Source organism: Pseudomonas sp. R15(2017), from assembly GCF_002112685.1.
Classification (GTDB): Bacteria; Pseudomonadota; Gammaproteobacteria; order Pseudomonadales; family Pseudomonadaceae; genus Aquipseudomonas; species Aquipseudomonas glycinae.
In genome coordinates, this window is sequence record NZ_NEII01000006.1 from 372810 (window position 1) to 390361 (window position 17552).

A 17552-nucleotide genomic window follows, 5' to 3' on the forward strand; every position below is an offset into this window, starting at 1 on the left:
GGTTTCTCGGATCAGGCGTTTCGCAACGCCTTATTCAGCTCAGCTTATTGGCAAGCTTCGCAATCCGGCTCGTCGATGGCGCAAGCCTTCGGTACTGGAGCCGGGCCGGCAGGGGCTGCCAGGACCGAGTCGTCGCCGTGGTTGCCGCCGCTGGATACAGCGTTCAGCTTGCCGGTGTTGATGGTCGACTTCTCGGTGCTGGTCGCGGCCAGGGCACGGAGGTAGTAGGTGGTTTTCAGGCCACGGTACCAGGCCATGCGGTAGGTCACGTCCAGTTTCTTGCCCGATGCACCAGCGATGTACAGGTTCAGCGACTGGGCCTGGTCGATCCACTTCTGACGACGGCTGGCGGCGTCAACGATCCACTTGGTGTCCACTTCGAACGCGGTCGCGTAGAGCTCTTTGAGTTCTTGCGGGATGCGCTCGATCTGCTGAACCGAACCGTCGTAGTACTTCAGGTCGTTGATCATGACCGAATCCCACAGACCGCGAGCCTTCAGGTCGCGAACCAGGTACGGGTTGATCACGGTGAATTCGCCCGACAGGTTCGATTTCACGTAGAGGTTCTGGTAGGTCGGTTCGATCGACTGCGATACGCCGGTGATGTTGGCGATGGTCGCGGTCGGTGCGATGGCCATGATGTTCGAGTTACGGATGCCTTTCTGTACACGGGCGCGAACCGGTGCCCAGTCCAGGGACTCGGTCAGGTCGACGTCGATGTACTTCTGGCCACGTGCTTCGATCAGGATCTGTTGCGAGTCCAGTGGCAGTACGCCTTTGGACCACAGCGAACCCTTGAAGGTCTCGTACGAGCCGCGCTCGTCGGCCAGGTCGCAGGACGCCTGGATTGCGTAGTAGCTGACCGCTTCCATCGACTTGTCGGCGAACTCGACGGCAGCGTCGGAACCGTAAGGGATGTGCTGCAGGTACAGCGCGTCCTGGAAGCCCATGATGCCCAGACCGACCGGACGGTGGCGGAAGTTGGAGTTCTTCGCCTGCGGTACCGAGTAGTAGTTGATGTCGATCACGTTGTCGAGCATGCGCACGGCGACGTCGATGGTGCGCTTGAGCTTGGCGGTGTCCAACTTGCCGTCGACGATGTGGTTCGGCAGGTTGATCGAGCCCAGGTTGCAGACCGCGATCTCGTCCTTGTTGGTGTTCAAGGTGATCTCGGTGCACAGGTTCGAGCTGTGAACAACGCCGACATGCTGCTGCGGGCTACGCAGGTTGCACGGATCCTTGAAAGTCAGCCATGGGTGGCCGGTTTCGAACAGCATCGACAGCATCTTGCGCCACAGGTCTTTGGCCTGGATGGTCTTGAACAGCTTGATCTTGCCCGGGTATTCGGTCAGGGCTTCGTAGTACTCGTAGCGCTCTTCGAAGGCCTTGCCGGTCAGGTCGTGCAGGTCCGGAACTTCGGATGGCGAGAACAGGGTCCACTTGCCGTCATCGAAGACGCGCTTCATGAACAGGTCAGGAATCCAGTTGGCGGTGTTCATGTCGTGGGTACGACGACGGTCATCACCGGTGTTCTTGCGCAGCTCGATGAACTCTTCGATGTCCATGTGCCAGGTTTCCAGGTAGGCACACACAGCGCCTTTGCGCTTGCCACCCTGGTTAACGGCGACGGCGGTGTCGTTCACTACTTTCAGGAACGGAACCACGCCTTGCGACTTGCCGTTGGTGCCCTTGATGTACGAACCCAGCGCACGAACCGGGGTCCAGTCGTTGCCCAGGCCACCGGCGAATTTCGACAGCATGGCGTTGTCGTGGATCGCGTGGTAGATGCCCGACAGGTCATCCGGCACGGTGGTCAGGTAGCAGCTCGACAGTTGAGGACGCAGGGTACCGGCGTTGAACAGCGTCGGAGTCGAAGCCATGTAGTCGAACGAGGACAGCAGGTTGTAGAACTCGATCGCACGGTCTTCTTTCTGCTTCTCTTCGATGGCCAGGCCCATGGCCACGCGCATGAAGAAGATCTGCGGCAGTTCGAAACGCACGCCATCCTTGTGGATGAAGTAACGGTCGTACAGGGTCTGCAGGCCGAGGTAGGTGAATTGCTGGTCGCGCTCGTGGTTGATCGCCTTGCCCAGTTTTTCCAGGTCGAAGGAGGCCAGCACAGGGTTCAGCAGTTCGAACTCGATACCTTTGGCCACGTAGGCCGGCAGGGCCTTGGCGTACAGGTCGGCCATTTCGTGGTGAGTGGCGCTCTCGGCCACGCCCAGGAAGCCCAGGCCTTCGGCACGCAGGGTGTCCATCAGCAGGCGGGCGGTCACGAACGAGTAGTTCGGCTCGCGCTCGACCAGGGTACGGGCGGTCATTACCAGAGCGGTGTTGACGTCGTTCAGGGCCACGCCGTCGTACAGGTTCTTCAGGGTTTCGCGCTGGATCAGGTCGCCGTCGACTTCGGCCAGGCCTTCGCAGGCTTCGGTGACGATGGTGTTCAGGCGGCCCATGTCCAGCGGCGCGAGGCTGCCGTCGGCGCGGGTGATGCGGATCGACGGATGCGCCTGTACCGGAGCTTCGGCGGTGGTGCGGGTGGCGCGCTCCTTGGAGCGGGCATCGCGATAGATCACGTAGTCGCGAGCCACTTTCTGCTCGCCGGCACGCATCAGGGCCAGTTCGACCTGGTCCTGGATTTCTTCGATGTGGATGGTGCCGCCCGATGGCATGCGACGCTTGAAGGTCGCGGTGACCTGTTCGGTCAGGCGGGCAACGGTGTCGTGGATTCGCGACGAAGCGGCAGCGGTGCCGCCCTCAACTGCGAGAAACGCTTTGGTGATAGCGACGGTGATCTTGTCATCGGTGTAAGGAACGACAGTGCCATTACGCTTGATCACGCGCAGTTGACCAGGCGCGGTGGCAGCCAGATCCGAATTCGAATCGGCGGCCTGCGGCAAGGTGCCCTGCGGGTTCTCGCGAGTTGTGTCGGTTTGCATGGGGGTGATCTCCACATTCTCTATGTTTGTTTGGGCACCATCATGGTGCTCACCGTTCTGGTCCGAAGCACTACAACCGACGGGCGTCGGGCATAACAACTTCGGATCAGTAGGAAAAAGGCTAATGACGCCGCATCCTTGCCGAAGTTTTCGGCCGCGAGCCAAGGCTCGAGCCGGGTTACTTCCAGGGTGACAGTAACGACTGCAACACCCGTACCGTTCCGGTCGTTGCCAACCTGAAAAACGGTGCCATCCGCAAGTGCGGTTTGGGCTTTGAAAAACTTGCTTGGTTCAACCGGAAACCGGCAATAAAGCACTTGAGTTTCAGGTCTGAAATGTGGTTGGGCTTTAGAGCGGAAAACCCTATATGTAGGGGGTCTCTTTGCGCCGTGCTACAAGATAATGCGTTTCGAGGGGGCTTGCAACGTACGAGCTGTGGATAAACCTGTGCGTAAATTGTGTAAGAAACCAGGAATTCCCGTGTAGGCCGCTAACCTGCTGAGCTAGACCGTTTGTCACTGTTTTTCAGTCGGGAAAAACGCTTCAGCGGATTTTTAAGGGCGCGAACCCTATCACAAAAGTCCGCCTTGTCCGAACGCATTTACCGACTTGTGTTCTGGCTGTACGCCGTTTATACAATCGGCCCATGCGCACGCATTCTTATCCTCCTTAAAGATGACAAAAAGACGGGAGGATCCTTCCTTTATAGGCAGCATCGGCAAGCAGAGGTCACCCGTGGAGCAAGAAGCCTGGCAGGTATTGATAGTCGAGGACGACCAGCGTCTGGCCGAACTGACCCGTGAATACCTGCAAGCCAACGGATTGCGCGTGGAGATCGAAGGCAACGGCGCGCTGGCGGCGGCGCGGATCATCAAGGAACAGCCGGATCTGGTGATCCTCGACCTGATGCTCCCCGGCGAAGACGGCCTGAGTATTTGCCGCAAGGTGCGCGACCGCTACGACGGGCCGATCCTGATGCTCACCGCGCGCACCGATGATGCCGACCAGATCCTCGGCCTCGACCTCGGTGCCGACGACTACGTCTGCAAACCGGTGCGCCCGCGGCTGCTGCTGGCGCGTATCCAGGCGCTGCTGCGACGCAGTGACACACCGGAGCCGGCAGCGGGCAATCCGCGTCGGCTGCAATTCGGCCCGCTGGTGGTGGACAACGCCTTGCGCGAAGCGTGGCTCAGTGACAGCGGTATCGAGTTGACCAGTGCCGAATTCGATCTGCTCTGGCTGCTGGTGTCCAACGCCGGACGGATCCTGTCCCGGGAAGAAATCTTCACCGCGTTGCGTGGCATCGGTTACGACGGCCAGGACCGCTCGATCGATGTGCGCATCTCGCGCATCCGCCCGAAAATCGGCGACGACCCCGATCACCCGCGCCTGATCAAGACCGTGCGCAGCAAAGGCTACCTGTTCGTGCCGGAAGCCTGCGTAGAACTGCCGCTGTGAATTCGATCTTCCTGCGCATCTATGGCGGCATGTGCGCGGCGCTGATTCTGGTGGCGGTGCTCGGCGTGCTGGCGCTGCACCTGCTCAACCAGGTGCGCAGCGAGCAATACCGCGAGCGTCTGGCCCACGGCACGTTTTCGCTGATGGCCGACAACCTGCAACCGATGAACGAGACCGAGCGCCATCGCGCCTTGCTGGTGTGGGAGCGGCTGCTCGGGATCCCGCTGGCGCTGAAAACCTTTGCTCAGACCGATCTCGACCTGACCCAGCGCACTCGCGTGCAGCGCGGCCAGGCCCTGGTGGAGCAGACCGGGCCGCATGCGGCCAAGGTCTACCGGATGGTCAGCGACAAGGAGCAGCTCGTGCTGGTGGGCGAGGTCCAGCAAATCAGCGAGCAACTGGCCCGGGCGACCATTTACCTGTTGGCCGATGAGCTGGTGCGGGTGTCGGTGGGCGAGCAGCCCAAACGGCTGGCGCAATTGAAGGAGGACAAAGGCTTCGGTTTCGATTTGCGACTGGTTACGGTCAGCGATGCCGACATGGACGAAGACCAGAGCCGTCGGGTATCCGAAGGCGATACGGTGATGGCGCTGGGCAAGGGCGGCGATTCGATCCGGGTGTTCGCCGGGATGGTCGGCACGCCGTGGGTACTGGAAATCGGGCCGCTGTATCAGATGAACCCGTACCCGCCGGAATGGCTGGTTTTGATCGCCGCCCTCGGCCTGACCCTGATCGGCCTGATCGTCTATTTATTGGTGCGCCAGCTCGAACGGCGTTTGCGCGGGCTCGAAGCGGCGGCCACGCGCATCGCCAAGGGCAGTCTGGAAACCCGGGTGCCGGCCCGGGGTGCCGACTCGGTGGGCAAGCTGGCGGCAGCGTTCAACGGCATGGCCGAGCACTTGCAGCAGTTGCTCGCCATTCAGCGTGAACTGGTGCGCGCGGTGTCCCACGAACTGCGCACGCCGGTGGCGCGCCTGCGTTTCGGGCTGGAGATGATCGGCTCGGCCACCACCCCGCAGGCGCTGGAAAAATACCGCGAGGGCATGGACCACGACATCGAGGACCTCGACAAGCTGGTCGACGAAATGCTCACGTACGCCCGGCTGGAGCAGGGCTCACCGGCGCTGACCTTCCAGCGCATCGATCTGGATGCGCTGGTCAATCAGGTGATCGAAGAGCTGGCGCCTCTGCGTGCCGAAGTCACGGTGCAACGCGGTCTGTGCCTGTCGGCGGCGGATTGCGATGATGCCTGGGTCGAGGCCGAGCCGCGTTACCTGCACCGCGCCTTGCAGAATCTGGTGAGCAACGCCATGCGCCATGCGCGTTCGAAGGTCACGGTCAGTTATCAGGTCGGGCAGATGCGTTGCCGGGTGGATGTCGAGGACGACGGCCCCGGCGTGCCGGAAACCGCCTGGGAGAAAATCTTCACGCCGTTCCTGCGTCTGGACGACAGTCGCACCCGGGCCTCGGGCGGACACGGGCTGGGCCTGTCGATCGTGCGGCGGATCATCCACTGGCACGACGGCCGGGCGTTGATTGGCAAGAGCAAAAGTCTGGGCGGCGCGTGTTTCAGTCTGAGTTGGCCGAGGAATCAGGAGCGGCGCTGAAGGTTGTGTGGGTTTCGCTGGCCTCATCGCTGGCAAGTCGAATCGTCGCACCGCAGCTCCCACAGTGCCTGCGATGAACTCAGACTTTGTGTACACCTTCGAACCTGTGGGAGCTGGCTTGCCAGCGATGAGGCCCGAACAGGCGCTAAAAACTTCAGGCAGGAATGCTGACCAGACTCAGCAACTGCCCGTCCTGCACACCGAATTGCGCATCAAGCTCCGTACCGTTGCGCCATTCGCTGGACAGATCCGTGAGCAGCCGCAGCCGCACCTGACCCTGTTCATTCCATTCCAGCACCTCGGCGTGCTCGAAGTAGAAGCGCTGCTGCACGATCGGGTACAACGCCTTGAACAGGCTTTCTTTCACCGAAAAGGTCAGGGTCACCCACAACGCGATCTGATCCCGGGAGCCGGCGGCCATGCGCTGCAATTCCGGTGGGGTCAGGATCTCTCCGGCCAGTCGTTCGGCGCGTTCGGCGTTGAGCAGGTTCTCCAGATCCATGCCCAGTCCGCGCCAGTGCTGTCTGTTGGCGACAATCGCCGCTGCACGGCCGGTGCTGTGGGTGATCGAGCCGCAGATGTGCGCCGGCCAAATGGGCGCGCGATCCTCGCCGATCGCCGGAACAATGCTCGAGCCTTCCAGCTGCTGCAACGCCGCCCGTGCACAAATCCGCCCGGCAAGAAATTCCGCCTGACGCTTGGCCACCGAACGCTGAATGCTCGGCGGCGGCTCGATGGCGCTGCGGCGGAAGTCATCGCCGAGCAGCTGCGACGGGTCGAAATGGGTGCTCAACAGCACGGTGTCAGGCAATACCTTCGGCAGCGGCCAATGGGCATCGAGCGGAGTGCAGCAGGCGGGGAGGAAAGGGCTGGCAGTCATGTCGGCATTTTGCCGGGTTGTCTTCAGGCTGGATAGTGCCGACATGATCGTTCCCACGCTCTGCGTGGGAATTCAGCCCGGGACGCTCCGCGTCCCTTCGCCGTGTGACGCAGAGCGTCACTGTATGCATTCCCACGCGGAGCATGGGAACGATCAGCAACAGGGGTTCAGCCAAAGATTTTCTTGAAGAACGCCTGCATGTCCGACCAGGATTTTTCATCAGCGGCCTTGTTGTAGCCGATATCCGGGCCACCGTGATCGCCGTGGCTCAGGCGATCCGCGTCAGGATTGCTGAAGCCGTGCTTGGCACCGTCGAGGCTGACGAATTGATAGTCGGCGCCGGCCTTGTCCATTTCCGACTTGAACGCCGCGACGTTGTCCGGGGTGACCATGCTGTCCAACGCGCCGTGTTCGACGAGAATTTTCGCCTTCACGCTGCCCGGCGCAGCCGGGGTCTTGGTGGCCAACGCACCGTGGAAACTCACCACGCCGGCCAGCGGCACACCCTGACGCGCGGCATTCAGCACCACGCCACCGCCGAAGCAGTAACCGATGGCGGCGATTTTATCCTTATCGGTCTGCGGCTGTTTCTTCAACAGATCCAGCCCGGCCTGAAAGCGCTTGCTCGCTGCATCGGCGTTCTGCGTGGCCGCCTGCATGAAGGCCATCGCGTCTTTCGGGTGCTCGGTGTTCTTGCCTTCACCGTACATGTCGATGGCCAGCGCGCTGTAGCCGAGCCCGGCGAGATCCCGGGCGCGACGCTTGGCGTAGTCGTTCAGTCCCCACCATTCATGCACCACCACCACGCCGGGGCGCGGGCCCTTGATCGCGTCGTCGTAGGCGTAGTAACCGATCAGCTTCGTGCCGTCAGCACTCTGATAGGGGATTTCCTCGGTCTTGATCGCAGCCTGGCTGAGGCCGCTGAAGACAAGGAGGGCGAGGGTTAGAAGCAGGCGCATGATCGGGTCTCCTGACAATAAAGGGTCAAAACAGCCTAGTTCATTTCATTCAGGCCAGGTTCAGAGAGCGTTCAGGGGCGGTACAGGGGAGGGGCAGTAACCTTGCGCCATACCCAAACAGCACTGTGAAAGAGGAAACTCCATGACTCGTTTAAATAAACTGCTGCTGGCTTTTACCGTAATGAGCGCCAGTATCGCGGCCCATGCCGACACCACCAGCAACTTCGCCGGCCTGACCTTTGGCCAGACCAGCGACAAGATCAAAAAATCCAACGCCCTGAACGACAACCTCGACCACCCGGACGCCACTGCGGCCATCGACGGCAACAACACCTACGGCCTGCGCCTGGGTCAGCAAAACAGCCAGGGTCGCTACTACGCCACCTACGACAACGTGTCGGGCTCGCACAATGGCATTAAACTGCGCCAGGAAAACCTGCTGGGCAGCTACGATCTGTTCTACCCGGTGGGCGGCAGCACCAAGCTGTTCGGCGGTGCCACGGCCGGTCTGACCAAGTTGACCCAGGATTCGCCGGGCTACAGCCGCGACAGCGACATCGGTTACGCGGTCGGCGGACAGTTCGGTGTGCTGCAGCAAGTCTCGCAGAACACCTCGGTCGAACTCGGTTACCGTTACCTGCGCAGCAACGCCAGCACCGAGATGAAAGAGAGCGGCGGCAGCAAGCAAGGCTCGCTGGACTTGACCAGCAGCGCCCAGACTTACCTGTCGGCCAACTACGCTTTCTAAGCGATTGGCGTCAGGCCCGCGCCGGGTCGTCCTTCGAGGGGCGACCCGGCGTAGCCATGTGAGGCGAAAGCCTTTGGAGTTGTCGATTTACCCGGGAGAGCGTCATGAAACTGTTGGTTGTCGAAGATGAAGCGCTGTTGCGCCATCACCTGCAAACCCGCCTGACGGAGAGCGGTCACGTGGTCGAGTCCGTGGCCAATGCCGAAGAGGCGTTGTACCAGACCGGGCAATTCAACTTTGACCTGGCGGTGATCGACCTTGGCCTGCCGGGCATGGGTGGGCTTGACCTGATCCGCCAGCTGCGCTCGGGTGGCAAGACGTTTCCGATCCTGATCCTCACCGCGCGCGGCAACTGGCAGGACAAGGTCGAAGGCCTGGCCGCTGGCGCCGACGATTACGTGGTCAAGCCGTTCCAGTTCGAAGAGCTTGAAGCGCGGCTCAATGCCTTGCTGCGCCGCTCCAGCGGTTTCACCCAGTCGACCATCGTCGCCGGCCCGCTGTTGCTGGATCTGAATCGCAAGCAGGCGACCCTCGACGAGCAACCGCTGGCGCTGACCGCCTACGAATACCGGATTCTCGAATACCTCATGCGCCATCACCAGCAAGTGGTGCCCAAGGATCGCTTGATGGAGCAGTTGTACCCGGATGACGACGAGCGCGATCCGAACGTGATCGAAGTGCTGGTCGGCCGTTTGCGCCGCAAGCTCGAAGGCCCGGCCGGGTTCAAGCCGATCGACACCGTGCGCGGCCTCGGTTACCTGTTCAATGAGCGCTGCACTTGATCCGTTCCCTTCGCGTCCGGCTGATGCTCGCCGCCACCACCCTGGCGGTGTTGTTCATGCTCGCGTTGCTCCCGGCGATGCAGGGCGCTTTCAGTCTGGCGCTGCAGGACTCGATCGAGCAACGGCTGGCGTCCGATGTCACCACGCTGATCTCCGCCGCGCGGGTTGAAAACAACCGCCTGATGATGCCGGCACAGTTGCCCGACGAGCGCTTCAACCTCACGGACAATCGCCTGCTCGGCTACATCTATGACCGTGAAGGGCACCTGGTCTGGCGCTCGAAGGGCACCCAGGAAGAGAAGATCAACTACACGCCGCGTTACGACGGCCTCGGCAACGAGTTCGCGCGGATCCGTGAAGCCAACGGCCAGGAATTCTTCGTCTACGACGTTGAAGTCAAACTGCTTGGTGGCAAGAGCGCGGCCTTCAGTATCGTGGCCCTGCAACCGGTGCGCGAATACGAAACCACCCTCGAAGGGCTGCGGGAAAATCTCTACCTCGGTTTTGGCGCAGCGTTGCTGGTGCTGCTCGCATTGCTGTGGATCGGCCTGACCTGGGGCCTGAAAGCCTTGCGCCGGCTCAGTCAGGAACTCGACGAAATCGAAGGCGGAACCCTCGAAAGCCTCAGCGAACAACACCCGCGCGAACTGCTGCGCCTGACCGGCTCCCTCAACCGCCTGCTGCACAGCGAACGTCAGCAGCGCAGCCGTTACCGCGACTCCCTCGACGATCTGGCCCACAGCCTGAAAACCCCGCTGGCGGTGTTGCAAGGCGTAAGCGAAGACATGGCCCAGCGCCCCGAAGATCGCGACCAGGCATGGGTGCTGCAGACGCAGATCGAACGCATGAGCCAGCAGATCGGCTACCAGTTGCAACGCGCCAGCCTGCGCAAAAGCGGTCTGGTGCGCCATCAGGTGCGCCTGCGCCCGGTGCTGCAAAGCCTGTGCGACACCCTCGACAAGGTCTACCGCGACAAACACGTGCGCGTCGCCTTCGATCTGCCGGAGCACTGTTATGTGCCGATCGAGCAGGGCGCCTTGCTGGAGATGATGGGCAACCTGCTGGAAAACGCCTATCGCCTGTGCCTGGGCGAAGTGCGCATCAGCGTGCGCGAAAGTCTGGACGGAATCGAACTGTGCATCGAAGACGACGGCCCCGGCGTACCGCCGGATCAGCGCGCACGGATTCTCGAACGCGGCGAACGCCTGGACCGTCAGCACCCGGGGCAGGGGATCGGGCTGGCGGTGGTCAAGGACATCATCGAGAGCTACAGCGCCAAGTTGACCCTGGGGGATTCACCGATGGGTGGGGCGGCGTTCAGGATTCATTTTCCTGCGGTGTGAAAACGATCGGCCCTCATCGGAACGCCGCCCGCCTAACCCTCTCCCAGAGGGAGAGGGAACTGATCGAAGTGTCTCTAGAAAATGATCGACCTGAGCGATTTGCATCGAATATGGATTCAACAGCAAGCTTTCAGGTCGGCGTATTTATTGAGCATCCCCCAATCAGTCCCCTCTCCCTCTGGGCGGTCTGACGTTTCGGGAGGGTTAGGGTGAGGGGGCTTTTGATCTTTGGCCTCACTGCTCCTGCGCCCGATACGCCCCCGGCGTCAGCCCCGTCCACTTCTTGAACGCCCGGTGAAACGCCGACGGCTCGGAAAACCCGAGCTGTTCGGCGATCTGTTGCAACGACAGATCGGCCCGCCCCAGGTGATAAATTGCGATGTCCCGGCGCAACTGATCCTTCAATTCCTGAAAACTGGTGCCTTCCTCGCGCAGATGCCGGCGCAGGGTTTGCGGGCTGATGTGCAGGTGCGCGGCCACGGCTTCGAGGTCCGGCCAGCGTGCGCTGTCGTGGCTGAGCAAGCGCCGTAGCCGACTGCTCAGGCTGTTGCCGTCGTCCGGGCGTGACAGCAGGTCGGCGGGGGAGCGTTCGAGGAAATGCTTGAGGGTGCGTTCATCCTGCAACAGCGGCATGTGCAGATAACGGCTGTGAAACACCAGGCTGCTTTGCGTTGCCGAAAATTCCAGCGGGCAGGAAAACAGCAGATCGTATTCCGCCCCGTGCGCCGGTTTCGGGTAGCTGAAGCTCGCCTGTTCCAGACGAATCCGCTGGCCGATCAGCCAGCTGCCGAGGCGATGCCAGATCACCAGCAGGCTCTCGCTGAGAAAGTGATCCGGATCCCACAATTGCGCATCGTCGAGGCTCAGACGTACCCATTCGTCTTCATGGGTCAGGGTCAGGCGCGGGGCTTCGGGGAATAGGCTATAAAACAATAAGCCGCGTTGCAGAGCCTTCTCCAGGCTGCGGCAATGGATGATGGCGTGGCACATCATGGCAAAGCTGCCGGGTTTGCTCGGCGCGTTGCCGAAGCCCAGGTATTCGTCGTCCAGGGCCAGCCACAGGTTCTGGATCAGTTGGGTGAATTGTTCCGGGGCGATCCGCGCGCGCGGCTCGTCGAGCAGTTCGGGGCTGATGCCCAGTTGCTGCAGCAGGTCCGAATAGTCGTAACCCGAGCGCCGCGCGCCACCGAGGGCGGCGCGGGCAAAGTGACTGGCGATGGTGCGTTCGCGCATGAGCGGCAGATCCTTCCTCTGGCGACCGATGGTAGCGGCTGCCTTTGATCGGTAACAAGGCGGATTTCCGCCAAATTGTAGGACGAGGTCGGGCGAGTTGGCGGAAATCCGCCACACTTGAGTAACCGAACGGTGACACAGAAAATGCCGTATCCCCTGATATCAAAAGGCTTGCAGCGATTTGCACCAAAGTGGCACGACGTTTGCGATAAGAGCGACAGAAGCGTGCGCCGAGCCGGTCCGGAACAGCGCCGTTCGACACAACAAATCCCTCCAGTGCAGGAGGGTTCGCAATTCAGGTGTCGCGTTCAACAGATGGATGTTGCCGCGCGGGACTCTTGAGGAACTTTGCAATGACGACTCGTCAGCCACTGTACAAATCCCTGTATTTCCAGGTGATCGTCGCAATCTGTATCGGTATTGCGCTCGGCCACTACTACCCGCAGTTCGGCGTGGCCGTAAAGCCGCTGGGTGACGGGTTCATCAAACTGATCAAAATGATCATCGCCCCGATCATCTTCTGCACCGTGGTCAGCGGTATCGCCGGCATGCAGAACATGAAATCGGTCGGCAAGACCGGCGGTTACGCACTTCTGTACTTTGAAATCGTTTCGACCATCGCCCTGCTGGTCGGCCTGATCGTGGTCAACATCGTGCAACCGGGCAACGGCATGCACATCGACGTCAGCACCCTCGACGCCTCGAAAGTCGCGACCTATGTTGCTCAAGGCGCAGACCAGAGCGTTGTCGGCTTCCTGCTCAACGTGATCCCGACCACCATCGTCGGCGCGTTCGCCACCGGTGACATCCTGCAAGTGCTGATGTTCTCGGTGATCTTCGGTTTCGCCCTGCACCGCCTGGGTGCCTACGGCAAGCCGATCCTGGACTTCATCGATCGCTTCGCCCACGTGATGTTCAACATCATCAACATGATCATGAAGCTCGCGCCAATCGGTGCCTTCGGTGCGATGGCGTTCACCATCGGTGCCTACGGTGTCGGCTCGCTGGTGCAGCTGGGTCAATTGATGATCTGCTTCTACATCACTTGCCTGGCGTTCATCCTGATCGTGCTCGGCGGTATCGCTCGCATGCACGGCTTCAGCGTGCTGAAGATGATCCGCTACATCCGAGAAGAGCTGCTGATCGTACTGGGTACTTCCTCTTCGGAATCGGTACTGCCACGCATGCTGATCAAGATGGAGCGTCTGGGCGCGAAGAAATCGGTGGTGGGTCTGGTGATCCCGACCGGCTACTCGTTCAACCTCGACGGCACCGCAATCTACCTGACCATGGCGGCCGTGTTCATCGCTCAGGCGACCGACACCCACATGGACATCACTCATCAGATCACCCTGCTGGTGGTGTTGCTGCTGTCCTCCAAAGGCGCAGCCGGTGTGACCGGTTCGGGCTTCATCGTGCTGGCGGCCACCCTGTCGGCGGTAGGTCACCTGCCGGTGGCCGGTCTGGCGCTGATCCTGGGTATCGACCGCTTCATGTCCGAAGCCCGTGCCCTGACCAACCTGGTCGGCAACGCCGTTGCCACCATCGTTGTGGCCAAGTGGGTCAAGGAGCTGGACACCGACGTGCTGCAATCCGAGCTGGCCTCGGGCGGTCGCGGTATCTCCGACGAGCGTGAAGAAGATGACCTGGGTGTGGCCGAAGGCCCGACCCCGAGCAATGTGAAGTAAGCATCGCTTGAATGGAAAAACCCGCTTCAGCGGGTTTTTTCTTGCCTGCTGTTTGAGCGCAACGGTCAGCGCAACTGATGCATCCGGTAATTGCCCCATCGCCGAGGGCTGCCTAGGCTGCATGCATCGTTGATGGAGATTGCCCATGTCTGCACCGTTGGCCTCACTGAAGATACTGGATTTCTCGACCCTGCTGCCGGGGCCGTTCGCCTCGCTGCTGCTGGCGGACATGGGCGCCGAAGTGCTGCGCATCGAGTCGCCGACCCGTCTCGACCTGGTGCGGGTGTTGCCGCCCCACGATCACGGTGTCTCGGCCAGTCACGCTTATCTCAATCGCAACAAGCGCAGCCTGGCCCTGGACCTCAAGCAGCCCGAGGCGCTGGAGCTGGTGAAGCAGTTGCTGGTGGATTACGACATCGTGCTGGAGCAATTCCGACCCGGAGTGATGGAGCGCCTGGGGCTGGGTTACGAGACGCTGAAGGCGATCAATCCGAAGCTGATTTACGTGTCGATCACCGGTTACGGCCAGACCGGACCGTACAAGGATCGCGCCGGCCACGACATCAACTACCTGGCGCTGGCCGGGCTCTCCAGCTACACCGGGCGCGCCGACAGCGGGCCGTTGCCGTTGGGCATGCAGGTGGCGGATGTCGCGGGCGGCTCGCTGCACGGGGTGATCGGCCTGTTGGCAGCGGTGATTTCCCGTCAGCAAACCGGGCAGGGCACCCATCTGGACGTGAGCATGACCGACTGTGCATTCAGCCTGAATGCCATGGCCGGTGCCGGGTATCTGGCCTGCGGCGAGGAGCCGCGCTGGGAAGATCAGATGCTCAATGGCGGCAGCTTCTACGATTACTACCGCTCCCGCGACGGGCGCTGGATGTCGGTGGGCAGTCTGGAGCCGGCCTTCATGCAGCAATTGTGTGCGGCGCTGGGCCGGCCGGAACTGGCGGCGCAGGGTTTGTCGCCCAAACCCGAGCAGCAGCGGGCACTCAAGGACGACTTGAAGGTCGAGTTCGAGAAGCATGACTTTGCCGAACTGTGCGAGCTGTTCGCCGGGATCGATGCCTGTGTCGAACCGGTGTTGAACCTGGGCGAGGCGGTGCAGCATCCGCAATTGCAGGCGCGGGAACTGGTGACGCAGGTGCCGCGTGGAGATGGCTCGGTGCAGGCGCAGATCGCGTGTCCGCTGAAGTTTTCCGAAGCATTGCCGGCGCCGCGGCATGTCGGCGCGGCGCTGGGGCAGCATACGGATCAGGTGTTGGCGGAGTTGGGGTTGAGCCCTGAGCGGATTGCCGAACTGCGTGCCGCGAAAGTGGTTTTGTAGCTCGTTCCCACGCTCTGCGTGGGAATGCCGCCATGGACGCTCCGCGTCCACTGTGACGCAGAGCGTCACGGAATACATTCCCACGCAGAGCGTGGGAACGAGATGGGGTCTTATTCCACCCGCATTTCACCACTGAACACCAATGTGTTCCGGCAACGCCGGCACAAATATCGCCGCCCCTGCCTGACCAGGCTGTGACGCTGCGCCGAAAACGGGAAATCGCTATCCGCACACGGGCATTTATAGATGTAGCGGGTCACGCTGCGGCGTTTGACTTCATAGGTATGGCAACGGTCCGGCGGCAATTCGTAAACGCCGCGCATGATCAGTTGCCACTCCTCGCCGTGGGGCTGGATGCGATCGCCGAACAGCTGATGGGCGATCAGGTGCGCGACTTCGTGGGCCACGGTCTGCTTGAGGAAATGTTCGGTGTTTTCCCGGTACAGCTGCGGATTGAAGCGCAGCAGGTTCTCGTGCAGATGCGCGACCCCGGCTTTTTGCCCGCGCAGCTTGAGGCTCACCACGGGGCGTTTGAAGGGACGTTTGAAAAAGGATTCAGCGAGTTGGAAACAGTCTTCGACGCGGGTATTGAGTTGCTCGGGCATGCTTGATGGATCTCCAGAGATTTGGAGTATGCCGCAACCTTTCGGCGTTGCGTATCGCCAAACTGCCGAATGGTCGCGACGTTTATTCCAGGCATGAGAAGGCCGCCTTGCGGCGGCCTGTGTTGGCGGATCTTGTTCTTCTCGGGTTGGATCGGTCGTCAGTTGGTGTAGACGGGCCCCACGCCCAGTCCCCAGACAATCACGGTAAACGCCATGATGGCGACCAGCACCACCAGACCCACCGCCAGCACCGAGCTGGAAAACAGGAACCCCTCGTCGGACGGAATGTTCATGAAGGTCGGCAGCCCCACATACAACAGGTACACCGTGTAGCAGATGGCCGCCGTGCCGACGATCATCCCCAGCCACATGTGCGGATAAAGCGCCGCCAGCCCACCGACGAACAACGGTGTCGCGGTGTAGGTGGCAAATGCCACGCAACGGGCCAGGCTCGGGTTGGCGTCATACGTGCGGGCCATCCAGTGCACGAAGGCACCCATGACCGCGACCCCGCCGAGCATCGCCAGGTAAGACATGATCGTCATCCACAACGCGCTTTCGACGGTGAGCATCACCGGTGCGCGGTTGCCGATCACCCAGCCGACCTGAGTCGTGCCGATAAATGCCGAAACAGCGGGGATCGCCGCCAGAATCAGCGTGTGCGTCAGGTACATGTGGCTGATGCTTTCTTCCTGGTCGCCACGGATTTCCTTCCATTCCTGATCGGGGTGGGTAAAAAGTCCCACTACGTGATGGATCATGCCAGTCACTCCTCTCGTTATTGCCATCGCCCCCCAGCGGAGCGCCTACGGGCCAATGCGGCCGAGCAAATACAGGTCTTCAGATTGTGTGCGACCTTATGTCGCAGTATAGAAAGGTCTTAACCGCACAGGTGGTAGGGGCTTAGAGCAAATCGCGCTGTAAAACTTCGGGGTAATCGCGTCGGGGTCTGTGCAAACGGGCATTCGAGGGGGCGACAACCTGTGGCCACAAGCCAAGTGTTTTTGCGTAAAATGCCCGCCTTTCGTCACACCTCACGGATTTCGCGTCATGGGCACTCTTACGGTCAACCAGAACAAACTGCAAAAGCGCCTGCGCCGCCTGGCCGGCGAAGCCGTCACCGACTTCAACATGATCGAAGACGGCGACAAGGTCATGGTCTGCCTGTCCGGGGGCAAGGACAGCTACACCATGCTCGACGTGCTGATGCACCTGCAGAAGGTTGCACCGATCAAGTTCGAGATCGTCGCCGTGAACATGGACCAGAAGCAACCGGGCTTCCCCGAGCACGTGCTGCCGGCCTACCTGAAAGAGCTGGGCATCGAGTACCACATCGTCGAGAAGGACACCTACTCGGTAGTCAAGGAACTGATCCCGGAAGGCAAGACCACCTGCTCGCTGTGCTCGCGCCTGCGTCGCGGCACGCTGTACACCTTCGCCGACGAAATCGGCGCGACCAAAATGGCCCTCGGTCATCATCGCGACGACATCGTCGAGACATTCTTCCTCAACATGTTCTTCAACGGCAGTCTCAAGGCCATGCCGCCGAAGCTGCGCGCCGACGACGGGCGCAACGTGGTGATCCGTCCGCTGGCCTACTGCAACGAGAAAGACATCCAGGCCTACTCGGACTTCAAGCAATTCCCGATCATCCCGTGCAACCTCTGCGGTTCCCAGGAAAATCTGCAACGTCAGGTGGTCAAGGAAATGCTCCAGGACTGGGAACGCAAGACCCCGGGCCGCACCGAAAGCATTTTCCGCAGCCTGCAGAACGTGATCCCGTCGCAACTGGCTGACCGCAACCTGTTTGACTTCACCAGCCTGAAGATCGACGAGACGGCGGCTTCGCGTTTCGTCAATGTGGTGAACCTGTAACACCGTCACTGTGGGAGATTCTATGTTGCAGGGGAACCCTGCAACCTTAAATTGGGTTGGTATTCGCTCTGATTTTTCATGAGGGCGAATGCCACCCGGCAAAGCTTA

The 17552-nt window shown here is 61.1% G+C and carries 14 protein-coding genes; 8 read left to right on the plus strand and 6 right to left on the minus strand.

Annotated elements, in window-relative coordinates:
• Positions 1-44: 44 nt before the first annotated feature.
• Positions 45-2939, minus strand: coding sequence for a ribonucleoside-diphosphate reductase subunit alpha (locus CAF77_RS15230; RefSeq protein ID WP_085654893.1), 2895 nt, complete (start codon positions 2937-2939; stop codon positions 45-47).
• A gap of 735 nt (positions 2940-3674) precedes the next feature.
• On the opposite strand from CAF77_RS15230, the gene CAF77_RS15235 reads away from it, so the two are divergent.
• On the plus strand, positions 3675-4397 hold the full coding sequence (locus CAF77_RS15235) for a response regulator (protein ID WP_085654895.1): 723 nt from the start codon (positions 3675-3677) through the stop codon (positions 4395-4397).
• Positions 4394-6004: an ATP-binding protein gene (locus tag CAF77_RS15240; RefSeq protein ID WP_085654898.1), complete on the plus strand. Its 1611-nt coding sequence runs from the start codon at positions 4394-4396 to the stop codon at positions 6002-6004. Before CAF77_RS15235 ends, CAF77_RS15240 begins: the two co-directional genes overlap by 4 nt.
• Before the next feature lie 154 nt (positions 6005-6158).
• Here the strand turns inward: CAF77_RS15240 and CAF77_RS15245 are convergent, their stop codons facing one another.
• Both CAF77_RS15245 and CAF77_RS15250 read right to left on the minus strand, forming a co-directional pair.
• On the minus strand, positions 6159-6884 hold the full coding sequence (locus tag CAF77_RS15245; protein ID WP_064384158.1) for a 4'-phosphopantetheinyl transferase: 726 nt from the start codon (positions 6882-6884) through the stop codon (positions 6159-6161).
• A gap of 167 nt (positions 6885-7051) precedes the next feature.
• Positions 7052-7843 (minus strand): dienelactone hydrolase family protein, encoded by a 792-nt coding sequence (locus tag CAF77_RS15250; protein ID WP_064383580.1) that lies wholly within the window; start codon positions 7841-7843, stop codon positions 7052-7054.
• 142 nt (positions 7844-7985) lie between these two features.
• Here CAF77_RS15250 and CAF77_RS15255 point away from each other — a divergent pair, with 142 nt between their 5' ends.
• The 3 genes from CAF77_RS15255 (at position 7986) to CAF77_RS15265 (ending at position 10716) form a co-directional block, all read left to right on the plus strand.
• Positions 7986-8591 (plus strand): hypothetical protein, encoded by a 606-nt coding sequence (locus tag CAF77_RS15255; protein WP_064383578.1) that lies wholly within the window; start codon positions 7986-7988, stop codon positions 8589-8591.
• 104 nt (positions 8592-8695) lie between these two features.
• Positions 8696-9373 carry a response regulator transcription factor gene (locus tag CAF77_RS15260; RefSeq protein WP_007957754.1) on the plus strand — a complete coding sequence of 226 codons (678 nt, stop codon included), beginning with the start codon at positions 8696-8698 and terminating at the stop codon, positions 9371-9373.
• On the plus strand, positions 9370-10716 hold the full coding sequence (locus CAF77_RS15265; RefSeq protein ID WP_041475405.1) for an ATP-binding protein: 1347 nt from the start codon (positions 9370-9372) through the stop codon (positions 10714-10716). The genes CAF77_RS15260 and CAF77_RS15265 overlap by 4 nt, the downstream gene beginning before the upstream one ends.
• 234 nt (positions 10717-10950) lie before the next feature.
• On the opposite strand, the gene CAF77_RS15270 is transcribed toward CAF77_RS15265, so the two are convergent.
• Positions 10951-11949, minus strand: a complete 999-nt coding sequence (locus CAF77_RS15270) for an AraC family transcriptional regulator (protein WP_085654900.1) — start codon at positions 11947-11949, stop codon at positions 10951-10953.
• Between the two features lie 353 nt (positions 11950-12302).
• On the opposite strand from CAF77_RS15270, the gene CAF77_RS15275 reads away from it, so the two are divergent.
• Both CAF77_RS15275 and CAF77_RS15280 read left to right on the plus strand, forming a co-directional pair.
• On the plus strand, positions 12303-13637 hold the full coding sequence (locus tag CAF77_RS15275; RefSeq protein WP_064383574.1) for a dicarboxylate/amino acid:cation symporter: 1335 nt from the start codon (positions 12303-12305) through the stop codon (positions 13635-13637).
• 145 nt (positions 13638-13782) lie between these two features.
• The gene (locus CAF77_RS15280) at positions 13783-14964 is read left to right on the plus strand and encodes a CaiB/BaiF CoA-transferase family protein (protein ID WP_085654902.1); all 1182 of its coding nucleotides are present in this window, start codon (positions 13783-13785) and stop codon (positions 14962-14964) included.
• A gap of 110 nt (positions 14965-15074) precedes the next feature.
• Here CAF77_RS15280 and CAF77_RS15285 read toward each other — a convergent pair whose 3' ends face one another.
• Positions 15075-15569 (minus strand): SprT family zinc-dependent metalloprotease, encoded by a 495-nt coding sequence (locus CAF77_RS15285; protein ID WP_007957760.1) that lies wholly within the window; start codon positions 15567-15569, stop codon positions 15075-15077.
• A 158-nt stretch (positions 15570-15727) separates the two neighbouring features.
• The gene (locus CAF77_RS15290; RefSeq protein WP_007957761.1) at positions 15728-16330 is read right to left on the minus strand and encodes a Yip1 family protein; all 603 of its coding nucleotides are present in this window, start codon (positions 16328-16330) and stop codon (positions 15728-15730) included.
• A gap of 289 nt (positions 16331-16619) precedes the next feature.
• Here CAF77_RS15290 and ttcA point away from each other — a divergent pair, with 289 nt between their 5' ends.
• Positions 16620-17444 carry a tRNA 2-thiocytidine(32) synthetase TtcA gene (gene ttcA, locus CAF77_RS15295; protein ID WP_011335493.1) on the plus strand — a complete coding sequence of 275 codons (825 nt, stop codon included), beginning with the start codon at positions 16620-16622 and terminating at the stop codon, positions 17442-17444.
• Positions 17445-17552 lie beyond the last annotated feature (108 nt).

Coding starts and splice junctions, on each gene's coding strand:
- CAF77_RS15260 (WP_007957754.1), top strand. CDS start 8,696: ATGAAACTGTTGGTTGTCGAAGATGAAGCGCTGTTGCGCCATCACCTG.
- CAF77_RS15270 (WP_085654900.1), bottom strand. CDS start 11,949: ATGCGCGAACGCACCATCGCCAGTCACTTTGCCCGCGCCGCCCTCGGT.
- CAF77_RS15255 (WP_064383578.1), top strand. CDS start 7,986: ATGACTCGTTTAAATAAACTGCTGCTGGCTTTTACCGTAATGAGCGCC.
- CAF77_RS15280 (WP_085654902.1), top strand. CDS start 13,783: ATGTCTGCACCGTTGGCCTCACTGAAGATACTGGATTTCTCGACCCTG.
- CAF77_RS15245 (WP_064384158.1), bottom strand. CDS start 6,884: ATGACTGCCAGCCCTTTCCTCCCCGCCTGCTGCACTCCGCTCGATGCC.
- CAF77_RS15285 (WP_007957760.1), bottom strand. CDS start 15,569: ATGCCCGAGCAACTCAATACCCGCGTCGAAGACTGTTTCCAACTCGCT.
- ttcA (WP_011335493.1), top strand. CDS start 16,620: ATGGGCACTCTTACGGTCAACCAGAACAAACTGCAAAAGCGCCTGCGC.
- CAF77_RS15250 (WP_064383580.1), bottom strand. CDS start 7,843: ATGCGCCTGCTTCTAACCCTCGCCCTCCTTGTCTTCAGCGGCCTCAGC.
- CAF77_RS15275 (WP_064383574.1), top strand. CDS start 12,303: ATGACGACTCGTCAGCCACTGTACAAATCCCTGTATTTCCAGGTGATC.
- CAF77_RS15290 (WP_007957761.1), bottom strand. CDS start 16,330: ATGATCCATCACGTAGTGGGACTTTTTACCCACCCCGATCAGGAATGG.
- CAF77_RS15230 (WP_085654893.1), bottom strand. CDS start 2,939: ATGCAAACCGACACAACTCGCGAGAACCCGCAGGGCACCTTGCCGCAG.